This window comes from Nonomuraea sp. WAC 01424, from assembly GCF_003947315.1.
Classification (GTDB): Bacteria; Actinomycetota; Actinomycetes; order Streptosporangiales; family Streptosporangiaceae; genus Nonomuraea; species Nonomuraea spiralis.
Genome location: NZ_QHHZ01000025.1, coordinates 99193 through 121982, shown reverse-complemented (window position 1 = coordinate 121982; position 22790 = coordinate 99193). Strand labels below are relative to the sequence as shown.

Here is a 22790-nt window from a genome sequence, read left to right as displayed (position 1 = left end):
AAGAGCCACCCGTCACACCGCGCCCGGCAGCCGTGGGCCCAGAGCCCGGCTGGGACCGGGCCGCCCGGCGGCGGCGGGGCGGTCGCGGTGGCCGCCCGCCGACGTTCGGCCCGGCCGGCCATCACGCCCGCTCAGTCGTCGAGTGCGGTATCAACCGGCTCGAACGCCACCGCCGCCGCGACGTTGTCGGCGTGACCGAGGGCGCCGAGCGGTACCTGGGCCGAGTTGTGCGCCGCGCTCTCCGGGGCGGGGTTGGCGTCGCGGTACATCTCGGTGTCGATGTAACCCGGGCTGACCGAGTTGACCCTGATGCCGCGCGGCGCGAGGTCGGCGCCCAGCGTCCGGGCGAGGTTGTGGACGGCTGCCTTGCTGGCGGAGTACACGGAGGCGACGGACAGCCCGCGATACAGCGTCCAGGACGTGTTGATGACGATCGCGCCGCCGTCCCGCATCAGCGGCAGCGCCTTCTGGACGGTGAAGAAGACGCCCTTGAAGTTGACGCCGACGGTGTGGTCGAACTCCGCCTCGGTGATCTCGGCGCTCGGCTTGAACACGCCCACGCCGGCGTTCGCGAAGACCGCGTCCAGGCCGCCGTGCCAGGTCTCGATCCGCCGCATCAGAAGGTCGAGGTCCGCCGGGGAGGCGACGTCGGCTCGAACCGCGAGCACCCGGCCCGAGCCGGACTCCGGCAGGGCGTCCGTCAAGCGGGCGGCCGCGGTGTCGAGACGGACCTGGTCGCGTCCGCTGATGACGACGTACGCGCCTTCGTCCAGCAGTCTCTGCGCGGTGGCGAAGCCCATGCCACTGGCACCGCCACCTTCAGGCGCTTGCCATCAGCTCGGACAGCCGCGCCCCGGTGGCGGTGCCCGGCTGCGGCGTGTGCAGCATCAGCCGGTGTCCTGGCCGGTCGGGCAACGACAGTGACCGGTACTCGAAGATCGGCTCACCGGTCTCCGGTGTGTGGACGACCTTGACACCCTCGGCCGCGTCCTCCCAGTGGGACAGCGAGGAGCGGAAGCGGGCGTTGGTGAAGAAGCTCACCAGGCAGTTGTGGTCGCGGGCGGAGTCACCGGATGTGGCATCCGTGTCCGGCTACGACACGCCGTTGATCAGCACTTCGCGGCAGACCTCAGTAGCCCGCGCCCGTCAGCAGGCCCCCGTCCACGGTGAACTCGCTGCCGGTGCAGTAGCTGGCCCGGTCCGAGGCCAGGAACGCCACCACGTGCGAGACCTCCACCGGCTTGGCGAACCGCTTGATCACCATCGACTTCACGAACGCCTCCACGTCCACCTCGGCCATCAGGTCCGGGTTCACCGCCATCGCCGTGTTGATCGCCCCGGGATGCACCGAGTTCACCCGGATCTTGAACCGGGCCAGCTCCCGCGCGGCCGACTTCGTCAGCCCCCGGACGGCGAACTTCGACGCCGCGTACGCCGACAACCCCTCCGCCCCGACGAAGCCCTCGATCGAGGAGATGTTCACGATCGCGCCGCGCCCGGCCGCCTTCATGGGGTCGATCACCGACTTGACCCCGAGCCAGGTGCCCTTGAGGTTCACGTCGATCACCCGGTCGAAGTCCTCGGGTTCCATGTCCTGAATGCGGCCGTAGGTGAGGATGCCGGCGTTGTTCACCAGGACGTCGAGCCGTCCGTGCAGCTCCGTGGCCGTGTCCACGGCCCGCCGCCACTCGGCGGGGCTGCGTACGTCGTGGCGCACGTACGCGGCGCCGGTCTCGGCCGCCAGCGCCTTGCCCTCCTCCTCCAGCACGTCGCCGAAGACCACCCGCGCGCCCTCTTCGAGGAACAGCCGCACGTGCGACTCGCCCATGCCCCTGGCCCCGCCCGTGATCAGCGCGACCTTGCCGTCAAGCAGCCCCACGTCGACCTCCTGCCGCGACGGCCACCGCGGCCGCCTCCATGGTGCGGTAGACGGGGATGCCCGCCGCCGCCGCGATTCGCCGTACCTCGTCCTCGACGCCCGGGGGCGCGCACTCGCCGTTCCTGGTGACCAGTGTGATCCTGACGCGCGGCAGCGCCTCCTGCGCGCCGGCCAGGGCCCGCGCGTAGGCGTACAGGGGCTCGGCCGCGTCGCCGTAGGTGAAGAAGCTCTGGACGTTCACATGGGCGACCACGTCCCCGTACGGCCGCCGCCGGACGACCGCCTCGATCACCTCCGGCACCAGCCCGGGACGCCCGCGCGGCCCCACCGGCACCTCCAGCGGGTTCCCGGGGGCGGCGGCGCCGAGCCCGTCGAGCACGCCCTCCGGCAGCGGGTCGAGCCGCACCCCCGCCCGGTCGAACGCGTCGGCCGCCAGCACGCCCGCGCCCCCGCTCGGCCCGATCACCAGCACCCCGTCGCCGTCCGTCACCCGCGAGCCGTGCGCCTGGAAGAAGGCCAGCACGCCGATCAGGTCGTCCTGCGAGGACACCAGCGCCGTCCCCGTCTGGGCCGCGACCGCCTCCCACACCCGCAGGTCGCCGACCAGGCCGCCGGTGTGCGAGAGCGCCGCCCGCCGCCCCTGCGAGCTGCGCCCGCCGACCAGCAGCGCCACCGGGAGCCCGGCCGCGCCCAGCGCCTCGTACAGCTCCCGGCCGCCGCGCGGGTCCTCCAGGTAGAGCCCGACGGCCCGGGTCTCGGTGTCGCGGGCCAGCCAGGACAGCAGTTCGGCGGGGGTCACGTCGGCCGAGTTCCCCACGGTGACGACCCGGCTGAACGCGAGGCCGCGCCGCTCCCCGACCTTGATCACCTCGCCCGCGAGCCCGCCGCTCTGGGAGATCAGCGCGACCGAGCCCGCCGGCCCGATCCCGCCGCCGACGAACGTCTGCCGCCCGCGCGGGCAGTACACGCCCATGCAGTTGGGCCCGACCAGCCGCGTGCCCGCCGCGCGCGCGGCCTCGGCCAGCCCGCGTTCCAGGTCCGTACGCCCCGCCTCGCCGAACCCGCCGCTCATCACCTGCACGTACGGGATGCCCGACGCCTGCCGGACCACCTCCGCGCACCGGTCGGCGGGCACCGCCACCAGCGCGTAGTCCACCTCGGCGGCGGCCAGCGACGGTACGGCGGGCACCCCCGCCACCTCGGCCGCCGTCGGGTGCACGGCCACGAGCGGGACGCCGGCGGCCCGGTAGAAGTCGAGGAACATGTTCCCGAAGTTCGGCCTGGTGGCGGAGGCGCCGACGACGGCCACCGCGCGGGGCTCGAAGAGCGGCAGGAAGTCCGCCGGCTCGCGGGGGACGGACGGGCGCGGCGCGGCCGGGCCCGGCAGGTGGCGGGCGTCCACGGCGGTCACGCCCGAAGGGGTGGCGATGACCGGGTTCAGCTCGAACTCGCCCAGTTCCAGCCGTTCCCACAGCCCTCCGGGGCCGCCGACCGTCATGAGCAGCTTGACCACGGCGTCCAGGTCCACGGGCGGCCGGCCGCGGTGGCCGCGCAGGAGCGCCGAGCCGCGCAGCGAGTCCAGCATGAGCCGCGCGTCCCGTTCGGAGATCGGGCAGAGGCGCAGCGCCGTGTCGCGCATCGCCTCCGTCCAGATGCCGCCCAGCCCGACCAGCAGCACCGGGCCGAACCCCGGATCGCCGACCAGCCCCACGATCAGCTCCACGCCCGCGGGCGCCTGCTCCTCGACGAGGAACCCCTCGACGAGAAGCCCGTCGAGCCGGGCACGCATCTCCCCGGCCGCCGCCGCCAGCTCGTCCGCCCGCAGCCCGAGCCGTACGGCCCCGGCGTCCGATTTGTGCACCAGCCCGGGGCCGAACGCCTTCAACACCAACGGCTCGGCCAGCCCCCGCGCCACCGCGAAGTCCGATTCGCGGGCGCCGGCCACGTCCGATTCGCGCACCACCACCCCGCGTGGCACCGGCACGCCGGCCGCCGCGACCATCGCCTTGACCTCGTGCTCGCGGAGGGCGGCACGAACCTCGCCGCCGCTCACCCGAGCAGGTGCCCGTGCTGCTCGCGGATCTGCCGGCGCAGCAGCTTGCCCGGCCCGCCGGAGGCGTCCTGGGAGTGCGGCAGCTCGCCGGTCACCACGATGTGGTCGGGGCGCTGGTGCGCGGGCAGCGTGTCGGCCAGCGCGAGCGACAGCTTGGCGGCCTCCAGCGAGTGCCCGGCCCGCGGTACGACCGCCAGCAGCACCCGCTGCTCGTCCGCCCCCTCGGGGACGCCCACCGCGCCGGCCTCGGCCACGCCGTCCAGGGCGGAGACGGCCTCCTCGATCGTGGCGGGTTGCGTCCATAGGCCGTGTTTGAGAATGGCGTCCTCGCGGCGGCCGAGGACACGCAGCACGCCGTCGGCCGACAACGTCCCGAGGTCGCCGCCCACGTACCAGTCGCCGCGCAGGACGCCCGAGTCGTCCGTCCCGTCGTAGCCCGCCATGCGGTGGGGCCCGGCCAGGTTGATCTCGCCGACCGCGCCGACCACGGGGGCGCCGGCCGGGTCGGTGATCCGTACGGCGTTGCCCGTACGGGCCCGGCCGGAGGAGCCGAGCGGCGTCGAGCCGTCGTCCACCCGGCCCATGCACGTGTACGGCGCCTCGGTCTGCCCGTAGTACGAGTACACCCCGGCCCCGGGCAGCCTGCCCTTGATCCGTTCCAGCATCGTCGCGGTCAGCGGCTCGCCGCCCAGCATGATCACCTGGATCGACGACAGGTCCACGCCCTCGTGCTCGGACGACCCCAGCAGCGCCGCGTAGAACGACGGGATCTGCGACACGTGCGTGACCCGTTCGCGCGGCACCACGCGCAGGAAGTTCGCCGGCCCCCAGTCCTGCTCCAGCACCAGGCGCATGCCCGCGTACAGGGCGGGGCCGACGATGGCCGGGAAGCCGATGCCCCAGATGATCGCCCCGGTGCCGAACACCGAGCCGGGGCCGCGCGGCACGTCCAGCCAGATCTGGGCCGTCGCCAGGGAGGAGGCGTGGGTGTGCACGACGGCCTTGGGCAGGCCGGTCGTGCCCGAGGTGTAGTAGAGGGCCAGCGGGTCGTCGTGGAAGCCGGCCAGTGGGGGTTCCTCGTCCGGGCCGTCGGTCAGCTCCCCGGCGTCGATCCAGGTGGTGACGTCCGGGAGCGAGTCCCTGATCTGGCCGACGACGTCGGCGACCGTGGAGTCGTACACGAAGGCCGTGCAGCCGGAGGCGGCCACCACCGCCCGCAGTGTCTCGACCGGCCAGTACGGGTTGAGTGCCGCCGTCACCGCCCCGATCTTGGCCTGCGCGAGGTAGACCTCGGCGACCCGCAGCGTCTCGTTGAGCAGCGCCGCCACCCGCTGCCCCGGGGTGATCCCGGCCGCGAGCAGGGCGTTCGCGCGGCGGTTGACGACCCGGTTCAGCTCGTCGTAGGTGAAACCGCGCTCGCCGCAGTACGTCAGCGCCACCCGGTCGGGCGTGCGCAGCGCTCCCGCGGTCAGGATCGCGTGGCCGTAGTTGCCGTAGGGTGATCGCGCCATGGGGGTGCCTCCAGGTCAGAGGGGCGAGTAGAGCACGAACGTGTTTCCTGAGGGGTCGCGCAACACGGCCCGCCTCTCGTGCGGCCCGTCCTCGGGCGCGCGCACCACCTCGGCCCCCCGCGCCGCCATCTCCCGCACCGCCGCCGCCACGTCGTCCACCTTGTACGACGGCGCCGCCGACGCGGTGACGTGCTCCTCGGGACCGGCCAGCGCCACGGTGACGCCGCCGCCGTCCAGCGCGGCGAACCTGTCGCCGTCCCTGAACTTCACCGGCAGCCCGTAGAAGGCGATCGCCTCGTCCAGGTCGGCGACGGGGATGAGCACGTTGCCGAGCTTCACACGGGCCTCCAATGCGGTAGATCGTCCACGAACGTCACCCGCACCGGCATCCCGACGCGGACCTCCTCCGGCGCGCACCCCACCACGTGCCCGAACGCGCGCACACCCTCCTCCAGGTCCACCCACGCCGGCACGTACGGCTCCCGCCCCCGGTAGCCGGGCGCGAACGACCGGTGCACGACGGTGAACGTGTGCACCGTGCCCGTGCCCGCGGCGGGCTCGACGGCGTGCTCGCCGCCGCCGCACGACGGGCACGACGGCTCGGGCAGCCAGGCGCGGCGGCCGCAGGACACGCAGCGCCGGATCACCAGCTCGCCGTGCGGCCCGGGGGCGCCGGTGGGGGAGGTGTCACCGCTCATCGCTGCCAAGCTAGCGCACGCTTGGTTACCGGACAAGGTCCCCGCCCCCGCTAGTAGCCCTCGACCAGGCCGCCGCGCTCCGCCGTGGGCTCGTCCGTGGCATCCGGAAGGGCGCCCTCGCCGGAGTAGCCGGGCGCCGGGGGCGTCGCGTCCGAGCTGGGACGCGCGACGGGCGCGCCGGTCGCCGTGGGCGTCGCCCCCGAGGGGGTGGCCGAGGGGGCCTGGGACGGCGTGGGCGTGGCCGACGGCGAGGGGCACGCGGGCCCGTCCACCGCGACCTCGCTGACCTGCGGCCCGTTGACCGCCGCCGGCTCGGTCATGACGACGATCCCGAGGTAGGCCCGCGTCCCGCAGCTCACGCTCCCGGGGTCCTGCCGCACGCCGCTGGTGTAGGCGGTGCTGCCGCGCAGGGTGCGGGTCTCCCGCCGTACGGTGCTGACCGGGCCGCCGTCGAGCCGCCGGGTGTAGGCGATGCTCAGCCGTACCGGCCCCGTGCCGTCCGCGGACACCCTGATCGCGCCCGCCGAACCACTCCACCGGGCGATGCTGGCCTCCCGTACCGAGGGCGGCGGCACCGCGCTCCCGCTCTGCGCCGGCGTCGGCACCGGCCCCCCGGTGGACACCGGCGGCACGGGCGGCGCGCCGGTGGACACGGGCGGTGTGGTCGGGCGCGCGCTGCCGCGGGCGGAGACGGGCACGCTCCTCCTGGGTGTCGGCGTGTGCGCGTCGACCGGCGCGGGGTTCAGCTCGCCCGACGGCTTCGGCTGCGGCATCAGGATCGTGCCCGCGCCCGGCGACCACCGCCCCCCGGAGAGCACGAGGGCGATCGCCACCGCGACCACCGTCGCGCCGGCCACCCACAGGTGCGGCGGCAGCGCGGGCAGCCTGACCGCCCGTCCGCGGCTCCCGGCCGAGGCCCGCCTCACCTGCTCGGTCCTGGCCGCCAGCGGGAAGCGCAGCGCGAGCAGCGTGGCCAGCTCGGCGAGCCGGCGTCGGCCCCGCTGCTCCCAGTCCGGTCCGTACGCGGCGACCGCGTCCTCCTCCAGCTCGGCCGCGAACTGCCGGGCCGAGGCGTACCTGAGCGCCGGATCCTTGGCCAGCCCGCGCCTGAGCAGGTCGCGCAGGGCGTCCGGGACCACCTCCAGCGGCACCGGCTCCATCAGGTGCAGGTCACGCAGCGCCAGGACGTCCTGCTCGCCGCCCGTGCCCTCCTTGTACGCCCGGTACGGCGGCCGCCCCCTGACCGCCTCGAACAACACGCAGGCCGCCGCGTACAGGTCGGCCGGCGGCCCCGCCCGTCCCTGCGTCCACAACTCGGGCGACATGTACGCCGGGCTCCCCGCGGGCACCCCCGGCTCCTCGGCGTGCACGACCACGCCGAAGTCGGCCAGCTTGCCGGTGCCGTCCGCCTGGACCAGGACGTTCTCCGGCTTGACGTCCCGGTGTGGCACGCCCTTCTCGTGCGCGGCGGCCAGGGCGGCCAGGATGCCCTTGAGCAGCACGAGGGCCGCCTCCGGCGAGGTCCGGCCGTGCTCGGCCAGCAGTGTGCGCAGCGACACGCCGTCCACGAGCTCCATGACGAGGGCGGCCCTGGCCGGGGTCTCGACGTACTCGTAGAGGCGGACGACGCCGGGGTCGTCGAGCTCGACGAGGCGGTGGGTGTCGGCCCTGAAGCGCTCCATGAACTCGGCGTCCCTGCGCAGGGTGGCGTTCAGGTACTTGATCGCCACGTAGGCGCCGGTGGACTGGTAGGTGGCGAGGAACACGCGGCCGGTACGGCCCGCGCCGAGCTGGCGAACTTCACGGTAACCAGGGACCAAGTCCAACCCCCATCAGGCATGCCGTCGTGCATTCGACGGTCTCACCCGGGGTGTGGGTTGTCACGTCTGGAGAAATTTCGCCTCATGTGGTGATGGGTGGGGCTGTGGGGGGCGGTGTTATGCTGAGCTTGCCCAAGCAAGCGCTCGGCTAAATTATGGAGGGTGCGGGTGGAGCGGCCGGCCGTACTGGTGATGGAGATGCAGCGAGGGGTCGTCGGCGATCTCACGAAATTTCCGGAATTGGTGGCGGCCTGCACCCGCCACGACGTCGTCCCCAACGCCGCCCGCGTCCTGAACGCGGCCAGGGCGGCCGGACTCCCCGTGATCCACTGCACCGCCGCCTTCCGGCCCGACCGGGCAGGCTCCCACACCGGCAACTGCCCGTTCATCATCTCCCTGCTCAAGGACCCCGCGCACATGCTGGAGGGCACCCCCGCCGTGGAAGTCCTGCCCGAGCTGCGCGAGGACGGCGACCTGGAGAGCCGCCGCCACCACGGGTTCTCGCCGTTCACCGGCACCTCGCTCGACATGACGCTGCGCTCCCTCGGCGTCACGTCCGTGGTCGCGATGGGGGTCTCGCTCAACCTGGGCATCCCGGGGCTGGCACTGGAGGCGGTCAACCTGGGATACCGGGTCACGGTGGTGAAGGACGCCGTGGCCGGCATCCCCGAGGACTACGCGAAGGCCGTCCTGCGCAACACGATCGGCCTGCTCGCCACCCGCGTCGCCGCGGCCGACCTCGTCGGGGCGTGGACGTGATGGACGGCCTGCGCCTCGACGGCCGCGCCGCCGTCGTGACCGGGGGAGCCGGCGCCATCGGCACGGCGATCGCCGCCGACCTGGCCGCGCTCGGCGCCCGCGTGACCGTCGCCGACGTGGACCTGCCGAACGCCCGCCGCACGGCCGCCGCCCTGCCCGGGGCGCGGGCGCTGCCCGTGGACCTGGCCTCGCCCGCCTCCGTCGAGGCGTTCTGCGCCGAGGCGGGGCCCGTGGACGTGCTCGTGCACAACGCCGGGGTGTCGGTCGTGGGGCCGTTCACGGCGAGCGACCCGGCCGACTGGGACCTCATGTGGCAGGTCAACCTGCGCGGGCCGATGCTCATGACCAAGCTGCTCCTGCCCGGGATGACGGCCAGGGGATGGGGGCGGCTGGTGTTCGTCTCCTCAGATGGGGCCAGGGCCGGGTCGGGCGGCGAGGGGGCGTACGCGGCCACCAAGGCGGCCCTGTTCGGCCTGGCCAAGACGCTGGCCCGCGAGGCCGCCAAGGGCGGGGTGACCTCGAACGTGGTCTGCCCGGGGCCGACCGACACGCCCATGCTCCGGCGGGTGTCCGAGGCCGAGCCGGGACTCGTGGACAAGATCGCCCGGGGCATCCCGCTGCGCCGCCTCGGCACGCCCGCCGACGTGGCGGGGCTGATCGCGTACCTGTGCACCGACCGGGCCGCCTACATCACCGGGCAGACGCTGTCGGTGAGCGGCGGCGTGACCATGCAGTGACGCGCGGGTCACAGGGAGCGGTGGACCGCCTCGACGAGGCGCAGGCCGCGCAGGTTGCCGGTGAGGCTGTCGGCCATCCTGTTCATCACGTACCCGAAGGCCAGCCGGCGGTCGGGGTCGCCCATGCCGAGCGAGCCACCCATGCCCGAGTGGCCGAACGCGGTCTTCGACGGCATCGGGAAGGTGAACGAGGGACGCATGTAGCCGAGCCCGAACGTGGTGTCCATGAACAACACGCGGTCGGGGCCGCTGACGCGGGGGCGCAGGGCGTCCTGGAGGGTCGCGGAGGCCAGGACGTCGCCGCCGACCAGCGCGCGGTAGAACCCGGCCAGCCCCTTGGCGGTGGTGACGACCCCGGCGGCGGGCCAGCCGGCGCGCAGGATCACCGGGTTGTTCGCGCCGCCTTCCAACAGGCGGATGGCGGGGTTGCCGAGCGCCCGGTTCATCAGGCTGCCGGGGTCGAGCACCGCCCTGCTCATCTCGGCCAACAGGTCCCGCCCCCCGCCCGCCGGGCTGTCCGCGTTCTCGGGAGCCGGGGTTTCGGGGGCTGCGGGGGCCGGGCGGGAGGGGGCCTTGAGGCGGGCGGCGCGGGCGATCACGTCGTCGGGGGCCCCGACCCAGAGGTCCAGCCCCAGCGGCCCGGCGATCTCCGCGGCCACCAGCTCGCCCACCGACTTGCCCGTGACCCGCCGCACCACCTCCCCGACCAGGAAGCCGTACGTCAGCGCGTGGTACCCGTGCGCCGTCCCCGGCTCCCACAGAGGCGTCTGACCGGCGAGCCGGGCGGCGATGGCCGGCTGGTCCTCGAACTCCGTCACGGGCACCGGCGTCTCGATCACCGGCAGCCCGCAGGAGTGCGTCAGCACGTGCTCGACCGTGACCCTCTGCTTGCCCCCGGCGGCGAACTCCGGCCACACGTCCGCGACCGGCGCCGCCACGTCCACCAGCCCGCGCTCGGCCAGCCGCAGCAGCACGGTGGCCGCGACGGCCTTCGTGCACGAGTACGCGAAGGCCGGGGTGTCCGCCTCCCAGGGGCGGCCCGTGTGCCGGTCGGCGACGCCGTCCCACAGGTCCACGACCAGCTCGCCGTCCTGGTAGACGGCGACGGCCGCGCCCAGCTCCTCGCCCTCGGCGAAGTTCCGCTCGAACGCCTCGCGCACGCGGGAGAACCGGGGATCGCAGTACATCAGACCTCCGCAGGAAAGGAAGCGCTTACTTGGTGCACGAGCCTAACAACTGGGGACGATTCGGCCCAGACGATCAGCGCGGAACCCTCAACCTGCTCACCCCCGCCCTGGTCCTGGAGGCCCTGCGCAGCGCCGTCACCGGCGAGGTGCTGAGCCTGGCCATGCCGATCAGGGGCGCCACCTCCTCGGCCGCCCCCACGACGGTCCCCCACCTGCGGGGCCGCCCGCTGCCGCAACACTTCATGTCCGTGGACGGCGGCGACTACGCCGCGGGCGCCCGGCCCGTCGGCGACGGCCTGCGCGTGGCCGACGACGCCCTGCTCGTCACCCACCACGGCACCACCACCCACATGGACGCGCTGTGCCACATGTGGACCGGCGACGAGCTCTACAACGGCCACCCGGCCGCCCGCGTCCGCTCCTACGGCGCGACCAGGTGCGGGATCGAGCACGTGGGCGGCGTGGTGGCCAGGGGGGTGCTGTTCGACGTGCCCCGGCACCTCGGGCTCGACCACCTGCCCGCCGACTTCCGGATCCCGGCCGGGCTGCTGCGCGAGATCGCCACGCCGCGCCCGGGGGACGTCGCGGTGATCCGTACGGGATGGCCGCTGGCGTGGGAGCGTTCGCGGGAGGAGTACTGGGCGGGCCAGCCGGGCCTGTCGGCGGAGGCGGGCGCCTGGCTGGCCGGGCTGGACGTGTCGGCGGTGGCCTCGGACAACGCGGCCATCGGCGGACTGAACGCCCACCAGCTGGCCGACGAGCCCGCGGCCGACGACCTGCACCTCATCCTGCTCCACCGGCACGGGATCCACCTGATCGAGATGCTCTGGCTCGAAGAGCTGGGCGCGGCCGGCCGTACGGAGTTCGTGTTCGTGGCCGCGCCGCTGCGCATCGAGGGCGGCACCGGCAGCCCGGTCACCCCGCTCGCCATCCTGTGAACGGGCCGGTCACCAGGTGACGGGCAGGCTCCTGACGCCGTAGACGGCGGCGTCGTGCTTGACCGGGACCTCGGTGGCCGGCACGGCCAGCCGCAGGCCGGGGAACCGCTCGAACAGCGCCCGGTAGCCGATGCGCAACTCGATCCTGGCGAGCTGCTGGCCGAGGCACTGATGCACGCCGTGCCCGAAGGCCAGGTGGCGGCGGGCCTCCGGGCGGCCGGGCAGTAAGCGGTCGGGGTCGGCGTACACGGCCGGGTCGCGGTTGATCACGGGCAGGGACAGGGCCACGGTCTCGCCCGCCCTGACCGTCACGCCCGCCACCTCCACGTCCTCCAGGGCGGCTCTGGAGGGCGCGCCGAGATGCAGGATCGACAACCAGCGCAGCAGTTCCTCGACCGCCCCCTCCTCGTACGCGCACCCGCGCTCCAGCAGCGCGAACACGCCCAGGGCGAGCATGTTGGCCGTGGTCTCGTGCCCGGCGACGAGCAGGATCACCCCGAGGTTGGCCAGCTCCTCGTCCGACAGCTCGCCGGTCAGGCCGCTGAGCAGGTCGTCGTCCGGCTTCGCGCGTTTGCCGCGGACCAGCTCGCGGAGGTAGGCGATCAGCGCGCCCAGCGCCCCCGCGCCCCCGTCGCCGAAGGTGACGAGCCGCGCGCTGAGCTCCTGGAACAGTCCGTGGTCGGCGTACGGGACGCCGAGCAGCTCGCAGATGACCAGCGACGGGATCGGCAGCGCGTACGCCGTCACCAGGTCGGCCGGCGGCCCGGCGGCGGCCATGGCGTCGAGGTGGTCGGCGGCGATGCGCTCGATCCGCGCTTCGAGCAGGCGCATCCTGCGCAGCGTGAACTGCCCGGTGAGCAGGCGCCGGTAGCGGGTGTGCTCCGGCGGATCGGTGGCGGCGAAGAAGCCCGGCGGCGCCGCCCTGCCCGGCCCGCCGGCGGGTACGGCGTGGACGGCCGCGTGCTTGAGCTCCTGCCTGGCGCTGAACCGGGGATCGCCCAGCACCGCGCGGGCGGCCTCGGCGGTGGTGGCCAGCCCGCCGAGATGGCCGTCGGCGAACTCCAGGCGGCTCATCGCCGGAAGGCCGGCCAGCCCGGCCGGAGGGTCGAAGGGGCATTCCGCGGGGCGTTCGGTGGGAAGTCGCATAATTGTGAGAGTAGACTCTTAAATAAGAGTTGTATAGCGATTCAAAGTGATCTCCGATGGGTGGACTTGCGCGGCGGCAGCCCGGAGAATGCGGTGGCATGAGCGAGCGACCGGCCCAGGGCCTGCGCGAACGGAAGAAGGCCAGGACCAGGGCGCTGATCCAGAAGGCGGCACTGCGGCTGTTCCGCGAGCAGGGATACGCGCAGACGACCGTCGAGCAGGTCGCCGAGGCGGCGGAGGTCGCGCCCAGCACCGTCTTCCGCTATTTCCCGACGAAGGAGGACCTGGTGCTGGTCGACCAGTTCCCGCCCTTCCTGGAGGCGCTCAGGGCCGTGCCCGCCGGCGTCGGGCCCGTCCAGGCCGTACGCGCGGCCATGCGGGCGGTGAACGACGCTCAGACGCGGGAGGAGATCGCCGACGGCATGGAACGGGAGATGCTCATGCTCACCGTTCCCGAGTTGTGGGCGGCCGGCCTGGAGAACGTCACCGGCGTGCTGGGGACGCTGCGGGAGGAGCTCGCCGCGCGCGAGGGCCGCAGCGTGGACGACCCCGAGATCAGGAACGTCACCGGGGCCGTCACGGGCGTGATGGTGGCCCTGTGGTTCGAGTGGACGCGGAACCCGGCCATGGACGGCCCCGCCGAGCTGGACAAGGCGCTCGCGCACCTGGAGGCCGGGCTCCCGCTGTAGCTCAGGCGCCCGGGTAGTTGCCGCCGCCGTACGCGGCGTCGAGGGCGTCGTAGTCGGGGGTGAAGCCCTGCTTCGGGATGGCGTCGGCGAACACCACCTCGCGCGGCCTCTTGTACGCCGCCAGCTCCCCTCTGACGTGCGTGACCAGGTCCTCCGCCGAGACGGCGGCGTCCGGCCTGAGCACCACGACCGCCTTGACCGCCTGGTGCCAGGAGGGGTCGGGCACGCCGATCACCGCCGCGTCCGCGACGGCCGGGTGGGTCTTGAGCGCCCGCTCGACCTCGGCGGGGTAGACGTTCTCGGCGCCCGACTTGATCATGCGGAGGCGGGGGCCGATGAAGGTGATGGTGCCGTCGGGTTCGCGGCGGCCGAGGTCGCCGGTGTGATGCCAGCCGTACCGCGACTTCACCTCATTTAAGTCGGGTCGGGCGAAATATCCGGAAAAGAGGGTCTTGCCCCTCGCGCAGATCTCGCCCACCTCGCCCGCCGGCACCTCCACGCCCTCCGGATCCAGGATGCGTACCTGGACCAGCGGCGAAGGCCGTCCCGCGAACCCCGCCCCGCCCTCGGCCAGCCCGAGGAAGGTGAGCATGCCGCCCACCTCGGTCTGCCCGTACCCGCCCATCTTCGAGCGGCACCAGGGCGAGTCGTCCACGGTGATCATGTCGTCCCACTCGGCGGAGTGGGCGACGAAGCGCAGCGAGGACAGGTCGTACTTGCCGCCCGCGTTCGCCGCCGCGACGGCGTCGATCATCGGCCCGAACAGGAACGCCTGCGTCACCCGTTCGGCGTCGACCAGCCGGCAGACCTCCTCGGCGTCGAAGGCGGGCGTGAACACGTTCGTGCCGCCGATCTGGAGGGTGGCCAGGCAGAACATCATCGTCCCGACGTGGAAGAGCGGCCCGTCGTTGAGGAAGGTGAAGCCCGGTTCCATCTGCCGTACGACGAGCAGCGTGGTGCTGTGGGCGACCAGGGCCGCGCTGCTGAGCAGGGCGGCGCAGGGCCGGCCGGCGAAGGCGGCGGTGTAGAGCGCGAGCACCGGCTCGGCATCGTCCACCTGCGGGAACTCCCTCGGCGAGCCGCCCGCGACCAGCTCCTCGTACGCGCCGCCGGCGCGCACCCATGTCGCCTCGTCCGCCAGTTCGGCGGCCTGGTCGGAGGGCTCCCAGACGACGACCCTGGGCGCCAGGTCGGACAGGACGAAGCGCAGTTCGTCCCGCGACTGCCGCCAGTTGGCCGGGCACAGGACCGCGCCCAGGCGGGAGCAGGCCAGCAGCAGCTCCAGCACCGCGTACGAGTTCTGGCCGAGCCACATCACCCGGTCGCCGGCGACGAGGTCGCGCCCGGCCAGGGCGTCGGCCAGCCGCGTCACGCGGGCGTCGAGCTCGGGGTAGGTGAGCCGCACGTCCCCGTCCACCACGGCGGTGACCTGGGGGCGGCTGCGGGCGTGGTCGGCGAGGACTTCGGACAGGGTCAGGCTGTGGATCATCGTCATCCTCCTGCGGGGGCGAAGGCCGGCATGACCTCGGCGGCGAAGAAACGCATGACCCGCTTCATGTCCTCCAGCGGCATGGGCCTGGTGCTGCCGAAGTCGCACAGGAGATCGGTGAAGCCGGCGTCCCTGAGCAACGAGATCTGCTCGACGACCCGGGCGGGGTCGCCGATGACCTCCAGTTGCTCCCAGCGGAAGTCCGGCGAGACCGAGCCGCCCTTGAGGTAGCGGTCCTGGTAGTACTCGAAACCCTGGGCGGCCTTGCCGGTCCTCGGGTCGATGGGGGCGCTGCGCTCGTTGAAGATGCGCGAGCGGTCGAACGACGCCTCGAACCTGGTCTGGTCCTCGCGGGCCCGTTCCAGGGTGGGGGCGACGTACACGCTGCGGGCCACCACGAGGTCCGCGCCCGCCGGGTGGCCGGCCCGCGCGGCCGTCTCCCGCCAGGTCTCGGCCGCCTTGACGACCTTGCGGAACGTGGCCGCGGGATCGGCCAGGACGGGCAGGCCGCGCTCGGCGTACATAGTGACGGTCTCGGGGGAGACGGCGGCCACGTGCAGCGGCGGGTGGGGGGTCTGGAGCGGGCGCGGCGCGAGCGAGACCTCCGCGCCGGTCCGGTAGAACTTCCCCTCATGCTGGTACGACTCCCGCGTCCACAGCCCGAGGATCACCTCCAGCGCCTCGTTGAACCGGTCCCGCGCCTCGGCCAGGTCGATGCCGAAGCCCTCGAACTCGTAGCTCTGGTAACCCCGGCCGATGCCCAGGTCGAGCCGCCCGCCGGAGAGCACGTCCACCTGCGCGGCCTCCTCGGCCACGTGGATCGGGTTGTGCAGCGGCAACACCACGATGCCGGTGCCGAGCCTGATCCGGGAGGTGCGGGCGGCGGCGTGGGCGAGCATGGTGAACAGGTTGGGCACGACGCCGTAGTCGCGGAAGTGGTGCTCGGCCAGCCGTACCCCGTTGAAGCCCAGCTCCTCGGCCAGCTCGATGAGCTCCAGATGGTAGTCGTAGACGTCCTTGAAGCTCTGCCCGTCGAAGCGGTGGAAGAGGTGGAAGGTCGAGAACTTCATGCGGCGGCCTCTCAGCTGATAAACCAAGCGCTCGCTTGGGAGCGTATCACGCCGGATGCCGCTCCAGGACCCTCTCGGGCGCGGTCTCGCGCTGCCGCAACACCGGCGCGAGCAGGGTGAGCGCCACCAGGATCCCCGTGATCAGCGCGAACGCCGCCGGGTACGACACGCTGTCGGCCACCCACCCGGTCACCGCCGGCGCGGTCAGCCCCGACAGGTACGTGATCGTCGCGACCCCCGCGACCCCCTCGCCCGGCGTACGCCCCGCCCGCCCCGCCGCCGCGAACACCAGCGGCACGATGATCGCCACCCCCAGCCCGACCAGCGCGAACCCGGTGATGCCCAGCGCCGGCGTACGGGCCAGGACCACCAGCACGCCGCCGGCGACCGCCACGAGCCCGCCGGTCCGCACCGCCCGCGCGGGACCGGTCACCCGTACCACCCGGTCGCCCGCGAGCCGGGCCCCGGCCATGCAGAGCATGAAGATCGTGTATCCGGCGGCGGCGACCCCGGGCCCGGCGTCGGCCACGTTGGTGAGGTAGACCGCCGCCCAGTTCGAGCTGGCCCCCTCGGCGAACGTGCCGCAGAAGCCGACCAGCCCGATGGCCAGGATGCCGCGCCCGGGCAGCGCGAACCGGCGCGGCGCGGGCGCGTCGGCGGCCTGCGGGCCGTCGGGCAGCAGGCCGCGCCCGGCGATCGCGCCCAGGACCATCAGCGTGGCCGCGACGACCCCGAGGTGCAGGCGGGCGTCGATGCCCGCCTGCGCGGCCAGGGTGCCGAGGCCGCCCGCCGCCAGGCTCCCGACGGCCCACATGCCGTGCAGGCCGGAGATGATCGGCTTGTTCAGGTGTCGTTCGAGCGTGACGCCGTGGGCGTTCATGACGACGTCGCACATGCCCGCCGTCGCGCCGTACAGCAGGAAGGTGGCGAACAGCCACACGGGGGTGGGGGCGAGCGCGGGCAGGGCGAGGCCGGCGCACCACAACGCGAGCAGCAGGCGCGTGCTGGCCCGGCTGCCGAACCGGTGGGCCAGCCGGCTGGCCAGCGGCATCCCGACGAACGCCCCGATCGACGGGCAGAGCAGCGCGAACCCGAGCAGGCCCGCGCTGAGGTGGACGTGCTCCTGGATCCACGGGATCCGGGTGGCCAGGCTGCCGGCGACGGCGCCGTGCGCGGCGAAGACGGCCGCGATGGCGCGGTGATGATTCATGACCGGGAAACTATCAGGCAACCTTCCTGATGAAAAGACCTATCAGGGAGGCTTCCTGACTATTATGGGCGGCGTGAAGACCGCGACCCCGTCCATGGCCCGTGCGATCAACGATCGGCTCGCCCTCGACCTGCTGCTGGAGCACGGTCCGCTGACCGCCCCGCAGTTGCGCGAGCTGACCGGCCTGTCCCGGCCCACCGTCTCCGACCTGATCGAACGGCTCAAGGGCGGCGGCCTCATCGAGGAGGCCGGCGAATGCGGCGAGGACCGCCGCGGCCCCAACGCCCGCCTCTACGCGCTGGTCGCCGGCCGGGCCCACGTGGCCGGGGTCGACCTGCGGCGCACCGCGATCCACGTCACGGTCGCCGACCTGACCGGCCGCCTGGTCGGCTCGGCCGTCCGCGAGATCGCCGGCGACCTGGTCGGCCTGATCGAGGCGGCGGTCGCCGAGGCCGCCGCGGGCCGCCCGCTCGACAACGTGGTCATCGGCGCGCCCGGCCTGGTCAAGCCCAAGGACGGCGAGCTGACGGTGGCCAACGACGTGCCCGGGTGGCGGCCCGGCCTGGTGAGCGCCGTACGCGAGCGGCTGGGCGTGCCGGTCGTCCTGGAGAACGAGGTCAATCTGGCCGCCGTGGCCGAACTGCGTACCGGCGCGGCCCAGGGCAGTGACGACTTCGTGCTGCTCTGGCTGGACGACGGCCTCGGCGCCGCGGTCGTCCTCGGCGGACGGCTGCGCCGCGGCGCGTCCGGCGGGGCGGGGGAGATCGGCTTCCTTGAGGTGGAGGGCACGGCGCTCTGCCTGCTGCTCCAGGCCGAGACCCGGCGCGAGGAGTGGGTGCGCCGGGTCGCCAAGGGCGCCTTCGCGTTCGTCACCCTGCTCGACCCCGGCCTGGTCGTGCTCGGCGGGGCCATGGGCCACGAGGGCGGCGACGAACTGGCCGAGCAGGTCGCCGCCCGGCTGCGGGACCTGTCGCCCGCTCCCACCGAGGTCAGGGCCACCCGGGTCGAGGGCAACGCGGTGTTGCAGGGGGCCGTGCTGACGGCACTCGACGCGGCGCGGGACCACGTCTGGTGACCCGCGCCGCGGGGCTCACTGCTGCGCGACCGGCTCGCGCAGCGGCAGGCGTACCTCGAACCACGTCTCGCCCGGCACCGAACGCACCTTGATCTCGCCGCCGTGCCGTCCGGCCACGATGCGGTAGGAGATGTCCAGGCCGAGTCCGGTGCCCTCGCCGACGCTCTTGGTGGTGAAGAACGGCTCGAAGATCCGGTCCTTGATCGCGTCGGGCACGCCGGGGCCGGTGTCGCCGATCTCGATGATGGCCTCGTCCTCGTCGTGGGCCGTGCGTACGGTCAGGGTGCCCTCGTCGCCCATGGCGTCGAGCGCGTTGTGGATGAGGTTCGTCCACACCTGGTTGAGCTCGCCGGCGTAGCAGGGGATGAGCGGCAGCGTGCGGTCGTAGTCGGTGACCACGCTGACGCCCGGCGCGATCTTGCCGCGGAAGATGGCGATCGTGCTGTCGAGCAGGTCGTGCACGTCGATCATCTGGAACGGCGCGCGGTCCATCTGCGAGTACTGCTTGGCCGAGCGGATCAGCGAGGTGATGCGCTCGGTGGCCTCGGTGACCTCGTTCAGCATCTGCGAGATCTCGATGGCCTCGGCCAGCCAGTGGAGCGCGGCCGGGGTGTGCTCCTCGCCCACCTTGCCGCGGATCTTCTGCAGGTACTCGGCGCTGAACCCGGCGTTGACCAGCGCGGGAGCCAGCTCCCACGCGTCCTCGACGCCGACCTCCTCCAGCGCGTCGCCCAGTTCGTCCTCGGCGTCGGAGATCTCCAGCGGCGAGCGCTGCGGCTGGTTGCCCAGGTTGCTCGTGCACGCCTCCTGCGCCTCGATCAGCGTGCGCAGCTTCTCCGGCGGGATGCCGTCCTCGGCGAGCTGGGCGAGCTGGATGCGGGACGCCTTGATCAGCGAGCGCAGCTCGCTCACCGCGCGCACGGCGGCCGCGGCCGGGTTGTTGAGCTCGTGCGTGAGCCCGGCCGTGATCGTGCCGAGCGCGGTCAGCCGCTGCCGCCGGTCGATGATCTCCCGCTGCATACGCCCGCCCGACATCATGCCGTCGAGCAGGTGCATCGCCATCGGGAACCACTCGGCCACGATGTAGGCGAACTTCTTGGCCGGCAGCAGGAAGATCCGCGAGGGCGCGGTCGCGCGCAACGTGTGCTGGTACGTCTCCGGCGCCCGGTCGCCCAGGTACGCCGAGGTGGCGCCGCCGTAGACGCCCGGCTGGGAGGCGCGCGGCATGGCGACGGTGCCGGCGCTGACCGTCTCGTTGATCATCTGCACCTCGCCCTCCAGCAGCACGGCGAAGCACTCGGCCGGCTCGCCCTGCCGGACGATGTCCTCGTCCTGGGCGAAGGCGCGTACCCGGCCGCTGGTGGCGAGTTTGGTGAGCTGCTCGTCGGTCAGCCGCTCGAACAGGAAGAGCTTGCGTAGTTCGTCGATGTCGACGGCGGTCTCGGTCATTGCTTCTCCAGGTAACGATGCACCAGCGCGACGGCCATCGCGCCCTCACCGACGGCCGAGGCCACCCTCTTGATCGACTCGGCCCGTACGTCTCCGGCGGCCAGCACGCCCGGCACGTTGGTCTCCAGGTAGTAGGGCTCGCGGCGCAGCGTCCAGTTGCGCGGCCGCCGCCCGCCCTGCACCAGGTCGGGCCCGGTCAGCACGAACCCCTTCGCGTCCCGCTCGATCGTCTCGCCCAGCCACGACGTGTACGGCTCGGCCCCGATGAACACGAACAGGTACTGGGCGTCGACCGTGCGCTCCTCGCCCTTGGTCGACAACGTGATGCGTTCGAGGTGGCTGTCACCGGCGCCGGCGACGACCTCGGTCAGGAGGTGGACCTCGATGTTGCCGAGCGCGTGGATCTGCTCGATGAGGTAGTGGGACATGGACTTCTCCAAACCATCACTCCTCACCAACAAATGGACCTTGCTCGCGAATCCCGCCAGGTAGACGGCCGCCTGACCCGCCGAATTGGCCGCGCCGACGATGTAGACCTCGTTGTCCTTGCACGCGGGCGCCTCGGTCAGCGCGGCGCCGTAGAAGACGCCCCTGCCGACGAACTCGTCGAGGCCGGGCGCCTCCAGCCGGCGATAGGTGACGCCGGTGGCCAGGATGACCGCGTGGGCGGCGATCTCGCCGCCGTCCTTGAACCCGATCACCCGCGCCTGGCCGCGCGGCTCCAGATGGGTGACCTTGCGCGCGCTCAGCAGCTCGGCCCCGAACTTCAGCGCCTGCCGGCGGGCCCGGTCGGCGAGCTGCTGCCCGGACACGCCGTCGGGGAAGCCCAGGTAGTTCTCGATCCTGGAGCTCTGGCCCGCCTGGCCGCCCGAGGCGTGCGCCTCGACCAGCACCGTCTTCAGGCCCTCCGAGGCGCCGTAGACCGCCGCGCCGAGGCCCGCGGGCCCGCCGTCGACCACGATCAGGTCGTAGAAGTCGGTGGCCGGCGTGGTGGACAGGCCGACGGCCGTGGCCAGCGTGGCGTGGTCGGGGGACTCCAGAGTGGTGCCGTCCTCGGTGACGACCAGCGGCAGGTGACAACCCTCGCCCGCGGCCTTCACCAGCTGCGCGCCCTCGGGGTCCTCGGCCAGCATCCACTGGTACGGCACATGGTTGCGGGCCAGGAAGTCCCGTACCTGGTACGAACGCGCCGACCACCGGTCGCCCACCACGCGCAACTCAGGACGAGCCGTACGGTCGGTCCGCATCCAGGCGTCGAGCTGGCCGTCGATCACCGGGTAGAACTTCTCGTCCGGCGGGTCCCACGGCTTGAGCAGATAGTGGTCGAGGTCGACCACGTTGATCGCCTGGATCGCGGCGTCGGTGTCGGCATAGGCGGTCAGCAACACCCGGCGCGCGTACGGATACATGTCCATGGCGGCCTCCAGGAACTGCACGCCGTTCATCTGGGGCATCCGGTAGTCGGCCAGGATCGCCGCCACCTCGTCCCCGCGCAGCCGCATCTCCTTGACCGCCTCGATGCCGTCGTGGGCCGTCTCGGCGCGGACAATCCTGTACTCATGGCCGTACCGGCGCCGGAGGTCACGGGCCACCGCCCGGGACACCCCCGGATCGTCGTCGACCGTCACGATGACCGGCTTGTCCATTCCCCTACCTTCTCCCCAATGGTCCCTAAGGGAAGGATGTCATGCACGCACGGGTGTGGAAGCACTCGCTCATATCATGGTCGGATGAGCACCCGCGAGCGCATCGTCGACGCCGCCGAGCAGGCCATTCGCGAGTTCGGCATCTCCGGCGCGACGACCAAGCGCATCGCACGGGCGGCCGGCTGCTCCGAGGCCCTGCTCTACAAGCACTTCGACGGCAAGGAAGCCCTCTTCCTCGCGGTGCTGCTCGAACGTATGCCCGCGCTCGCCCCTGCGCTGGCCCGGCTGCGGCTGGCCGCCGGTCAGGGCGACCTGGCGGCCGACCTGACCCGGTTCGTCCTGGCCACGCTGGAGTTCTACACCAGGGCCGCCACGATCGCCTCCGGCATGCTGGCCGACCCCTCGCTGCTGGCCAGGTTCAGGCACATGCTGGCCACCACGAACACCGGCCCCCACATGCCGATCCTGTCGCTGGCCGAGATCCTGGCCGCCGAGCGGCGCGCGGGCCGCACCGACCCGGGCCTCGACCCCGGCGCGGCGGCCTCCCTGCTGATGGGCGCCTGCTACCACCGGGCCAACCTGTCCTACTTCGTCGACCCGCCCGACAAGGACGAGGACTGGGCGGCCGGCGTCGTCGCCGCCGTGCTCAGGCGATGACCCGGCTGTGGCCGCCGTCGACCAGCATCGAGACCCCGTTCACGTACGAGGCCCGCTCGCTGGCCAGGGACGCGATCACGTCCCCGACCTCCTCGGCCTGACCGACGCGCCCGACGGGCACGGCCCGGCCGCGCGCCGCCACGACGTCGTCGTCGCCGCCGGACATCCCGCGCAGGCGCTCGGTGTCGATCGGCCCCGGCAGCACGTTGTTGACCAGCACGCCGTCGCCGCCCACCTCGCGGGCCAGCGTGCGCACGATCCCGGCGACGGCCGGGCGCATGGCGTTGGACAGCGCGAGCCCGTCGATCGCCTCGCGGACCGACGAGCTGGTGACGGTGACGACCCGGCCCCAGCCGCGTGAGCGCATCTCGGGCAGCACCGCCTGGATCAGCCGGACCGTGCCGAGCAGGTTGCGCTGCACCGCGACGTCCCAGTCCTTGAGGTCGACCTCGTCGGAACGGCCCGTGGGCGGGCCGCCCGCGTTGGCCACCAGGATGTCGACCGGGCCGAGCACGTCGCGGGTCTCCTCGACCACGTGCTGAGCCGCGGCCGGGTCCTCCACGTCGGCCAGTACGGCGTGCACCACGCCGCCGAACTGCTGCAGCTCCACCACGGCGTCCGCGAGCCGTTCGGGGTTGCGGGCGCTGACGCACACGTCGCAGCCCTCGCGCGCGAGGCTCTTGGCGGCGGCCAGGCCGATGCCCGCGCTGCCACCGGTGACCAGGGCGACCTTGCCCGAGATGCCGAGATCCATAAGGCGACTATAGTGACGGGCCG

21 protein-coding genes and 1 pseudogene are annotated in these 22790 nt (G+C 73.1%); 6 read left to right on the top strand and 16 right to left on the bottom strand.

Going from position 1 to position 22790, the window contains the following annotated elements:
- Nucleotides 1-131: 131 nt before the first annotated feature.
- From DMB42_RS47830 to DMB42_RS47795, 8 genes and pseudogenes are all read right to left on the bottom strand, one after another.
- Nucleotides 132-803, bottom strand: a pseudogene (locus DMB42_RS47830) (SDR family NAD(P)-dependent oxidoreductase); the annotation flags it as partial.
- Between the two features lie 16 nt (nucleotides 804-819).
- Entirely contained in the window at nucleotides 820-1041 is a 222-nt protein-coding gene (locus DMB42_RS47825; protein ID WP_125647244.1) for a hypothetical protein, read from the bottom strand.
- A gap of 88 nt (nucleotides 1042-1129) precedes the next feature.
- Nucleotides 1130-1879, bottom strand: a complete 750-nt coding sequence (locus tag DMB42_RS47820) for a glucose 1-dehydrogenase (protein WP_125647241.1) — start codon at nucleotides 1877-1879, stop codon at nucleotides 1130-1132.
- Entirely contained in the window at nucleotides 1866-3932 is a 2067-nt protein-coding gene (locus tag DMB42_RS47815) for an acetate--CoA ligase family protein (protein ID WP_312024809.1), read from the bottom strand. Before DMB42_RS47815 ends, DMB42_RS47820 begins: the two co-directional genes overlap by 14 nt.
- Nucleotides 3929-5443, bottom strand: a complete 1515-nt coding sequence (locus tag DMB42_RS47810) for a class I adenylate-forming enzyme family protein (RefSeq protein ID WP_125647238.1) — start codon at nucleotides 5441-5443, stop codon at nucleotides 3929-3931. Before DMB42_RS47810 ends, DMB42_RS47815 begins: the two co-directional genes overlap by 4 nt.
- Nucleotides 5444-5458: 15 nt before the next feature.
- The gene (locus DMB42_RS47805) at nucleotides 5459-5782 is read right to left on the bottom strand and encodes a VOC family protein (RefSeq protein ID WP_260478365.1); all 324 of its coding nucleotides are present in this window, start codon (nucleotides 5780-5782) and stop codon (nucleotides 5459-5461) included.
- Complete coding sequence (locus DMB42_RS47800) at nucleotides 5779-6141, bottom strand: Zn-ribbon domain-containing OB-fold protein (RefSeq protein WP_125647232.1); 363 nt, start codon at nucleotides 6139-6141, stop codon at nucleotides 5779-5781. Before DMB42_RS47800 ends, DMB42_RS47805 begins: the two co-directional genes overlap by 4 nt.
- Nucleotides 6142-6191: 50 nt before the next feature.
- A complete protein-coding gene (locus DMB42_RS47795) occupies nucleotides 6192-7961 on the bottom strand; it encodes a serine/threonine-protein kinase (protein ID WP_185845249.1) in 1770 nt (589 codons plus the stop codon).
- Nucleotides 7962-8123: 162 nt separating this feature from the next.
- On the opposite strand from DMB42_RS47795, the gene DMB42_RS47790 reads away from it, so the two are divergent.
- A complete protein-coding gene (locus tag DMB42_RS47790) occupies nucleotides 8124-8720 on the top strand; it encodes an isochorismatase family cysteine hydrolase (RefSeq protein WP_260478364.1) in 597 nt (198 codons plus the stop codon).
- Nucleotides 8720-9457 (top strand): SDR family NAD(P)-dependent oxidoreductase, encoded by a 738-nt coding sequence (locus DMB42_RS47785; RefSeq protein ID WP_125647397.1) that lies wholly within the window; start codon nucleotides 8720-8722, stop codon nucleotides 9455-9457. The genes DMB42_RS47790 and DMB42_RS47785 overlap by 1 nt, the downstream gene beginning before the upstream one ends.
- Before the next feature lie 8 nt (nucleotides 9458-9465).
- Here DMB42_RS47785 and DMB42_RS47780 read toward each other — a convergent pair whose 3' ends face one another.
- Nucleotides 9466-10644: a serine hydrolase domain-containing protein gene (locus tag DMB42_RS47780; protein WP_125647227.1), complete on the bottom strand. Its 1179-nt coding sequence runs from the start codon at nucleotides 10642-10644 to the stop codon at nucleotides 9466-9468.
- Nucleotides 10645-10673: 29 nt separating this feature from the next.
- Between DMB42_RS47780 and DMB42_RS47775 the strand changes: the two genes are divergently transcribed.
- Nucleotides 10674-11582 carry a cyclase family protein gene (locus DMB42_RS47775; protein ID WP_125647224.1) on the top strand — a complete coding sequence of 303 codons (909 nt, stop codon included), beginning with the start codon at nucleotides 10674-10676 and terminating at the stop codon, nucleotides 11580-11582.
- A 9-nt stretch (nucleotides 11583-11591) separates the two neighbouring features.
- On the opposite strand, the gene DMB42_RS47770 is transcribed toward DMB42_RS47775, so the two are convergent.
- Nucleotides 11592-12728, bottom strand: a complete 1137-nt coding sequence (locus DMB42_RS47770; RefSeq protein ID WP_185845248.1) for a cytochrome P450 — start codon at nucleotides 12726-12728, stop codon at nucleotides 11592-11594.
- A gap of 98 nt (nucleotides 12729-12826) precedes the next feature.
- On the opposite strand from DMB42_RS47770, the gene DMB42_RS47765 reads away from it, so the two are divergent.
- Nucleotides 12827-13417 carry a TetR/AcrR family transcriptional regulator gene (locus tag DMB42_RS47765; RefSeq protein ID WP_125647219.1) on the top strand — a complete coding sequence of 197 codons (591 nt, stop codon included), beginning with the start codon at nucleotides 12827-12829 and terminating at the stop codon, nucleotides 13415-13417.
- A 1-nt stretch (nucleotide 13418) separates the two neighbouring features.
- Here DMB42_RS47765 and DMB42_RS47760 read toward each other — a convergent pair whose 3' ends face one another.
- Genes DMB42_RS47760 through DMB42_RS47750 form a run of 3 tightly spaced genes read right to left on the bottom strand, consistent with a single transcriptional unit; the run spans nucleotide 13419 to nucleotide 17186 of the window.
- Entirely contained in the window at nucleotides 13419-14906 is a 1488-nt protein-coding gene (locus DMB42_RS47760; RefSeq protein WP_125647216.1) for an AMP-binding protein, read from the bottom strand.
- A gap of 2 nt (nucleotides 14907-14908) precedes the next feature.
- Nucleotides 14909-15976 (bottom strand): LLM class flavin-dependent oxidoreductase, encoded by a 1068-nt coding sequence (locus tag DMB42_RS47755; protein ID WP_125647213.1) that lies wholly within the window; start codon nucleotides 15974-15976, stop codon nucleotides 14909-14911.
- Between the two features lie 46 nt (nucleotides 15977-16022).
- A complete protein-coding gene (locus DMB42_RS47750; protein WP_221762691.1) occupies nucleotides 16023-17186 on the bottom strand; it encodes an MFS transporter in 1164 nt (387 codons plus the stop codon).
- Nucleotides 17187-17259: 73 nt separating this feature from the next.
- On the opposite strand from DMB42_RS47750, the gene DMB42_RS47745 reads away from it, so the two are divergent.
- Nucleotides 17260-18261, top strand: coding sequence for an ROK family transcriptional regulator (locus DMB42_RS47745; RefSeq protein WP_221762690.1), 1002 nt, complete (start codon nucleotides 17260-17262; stop codon nucleotides 18259-18261).
- A 15-nt stretch (nucleotides 18262-18276) separates the two neighbouring features.
- On the opposite strand, the gene DMB42_RS47740 is transcribed toward DMB42_RS47745, so the two are convergent.
- Together DMB42_RS47740 and DMB42_RS47735 are read right to left on the bottom strand one after the other, a co-directional pair.
- Entirely contained in the window at nucleotides 18277-19710 is a 1434-nt protein-coding gene (locus tag DMB42_RS47740; RefSeq protein ID WP_125647208.1) for an ATP-binding protein, read from the bottom strand.
- Complete coding sequence (locus DMB42_RS47735; RefSeq protein WP_125647205.1) at nucleotides 19707-21356, bottom strand: FAD-dependent oxidoreductase; 1650 nt, start codon at nucleotides 21354-21356, stop codon at nucleotides 19707-19709. Before DMB42_RS47735 ends, DMB42_RS47740 begins: the two co-directional genes overlap by 4 nt.
- Before the next feature lie 84 nt (nucleotides 21357-21440).
- Between DMB42_RS47735 and DMB42_RS47730 the strand changes: the two genes are divergently transcribed.
- Complete coding sequence (locus DMB42_RS47730) at nucleotides 21441-22013, top strand: TetR/AcrR family transcriptional regulator (RefSeq protein ID WP_185845247.1); 573 nt, start codon at nucleotides 21441-21443, stop codon at nucleotides 22011-22013.
- On the opposite strand, the gene DMB42_RS47725 is transcribed toward DMB42_RS47730, so the two are convergent.
- The gene (locus DMB42_RS47725; protein ID WP_125647199.1) at nucleotides 22003-22767 is read right to left on the bottom strand and encodes an SDR family oxidoreductase; all 765 of its coding nucleotides are present in this window, start codon (nucleotides 22765-22767) and stop codon (nucleotides 22003-22005) included. The genes DMB42_RS47730 and DMB42_RS47725 overlap by 11 nt on opposite strands.
- Nucleotides 22768-22790: the final 23 nt, after the last annotated feature.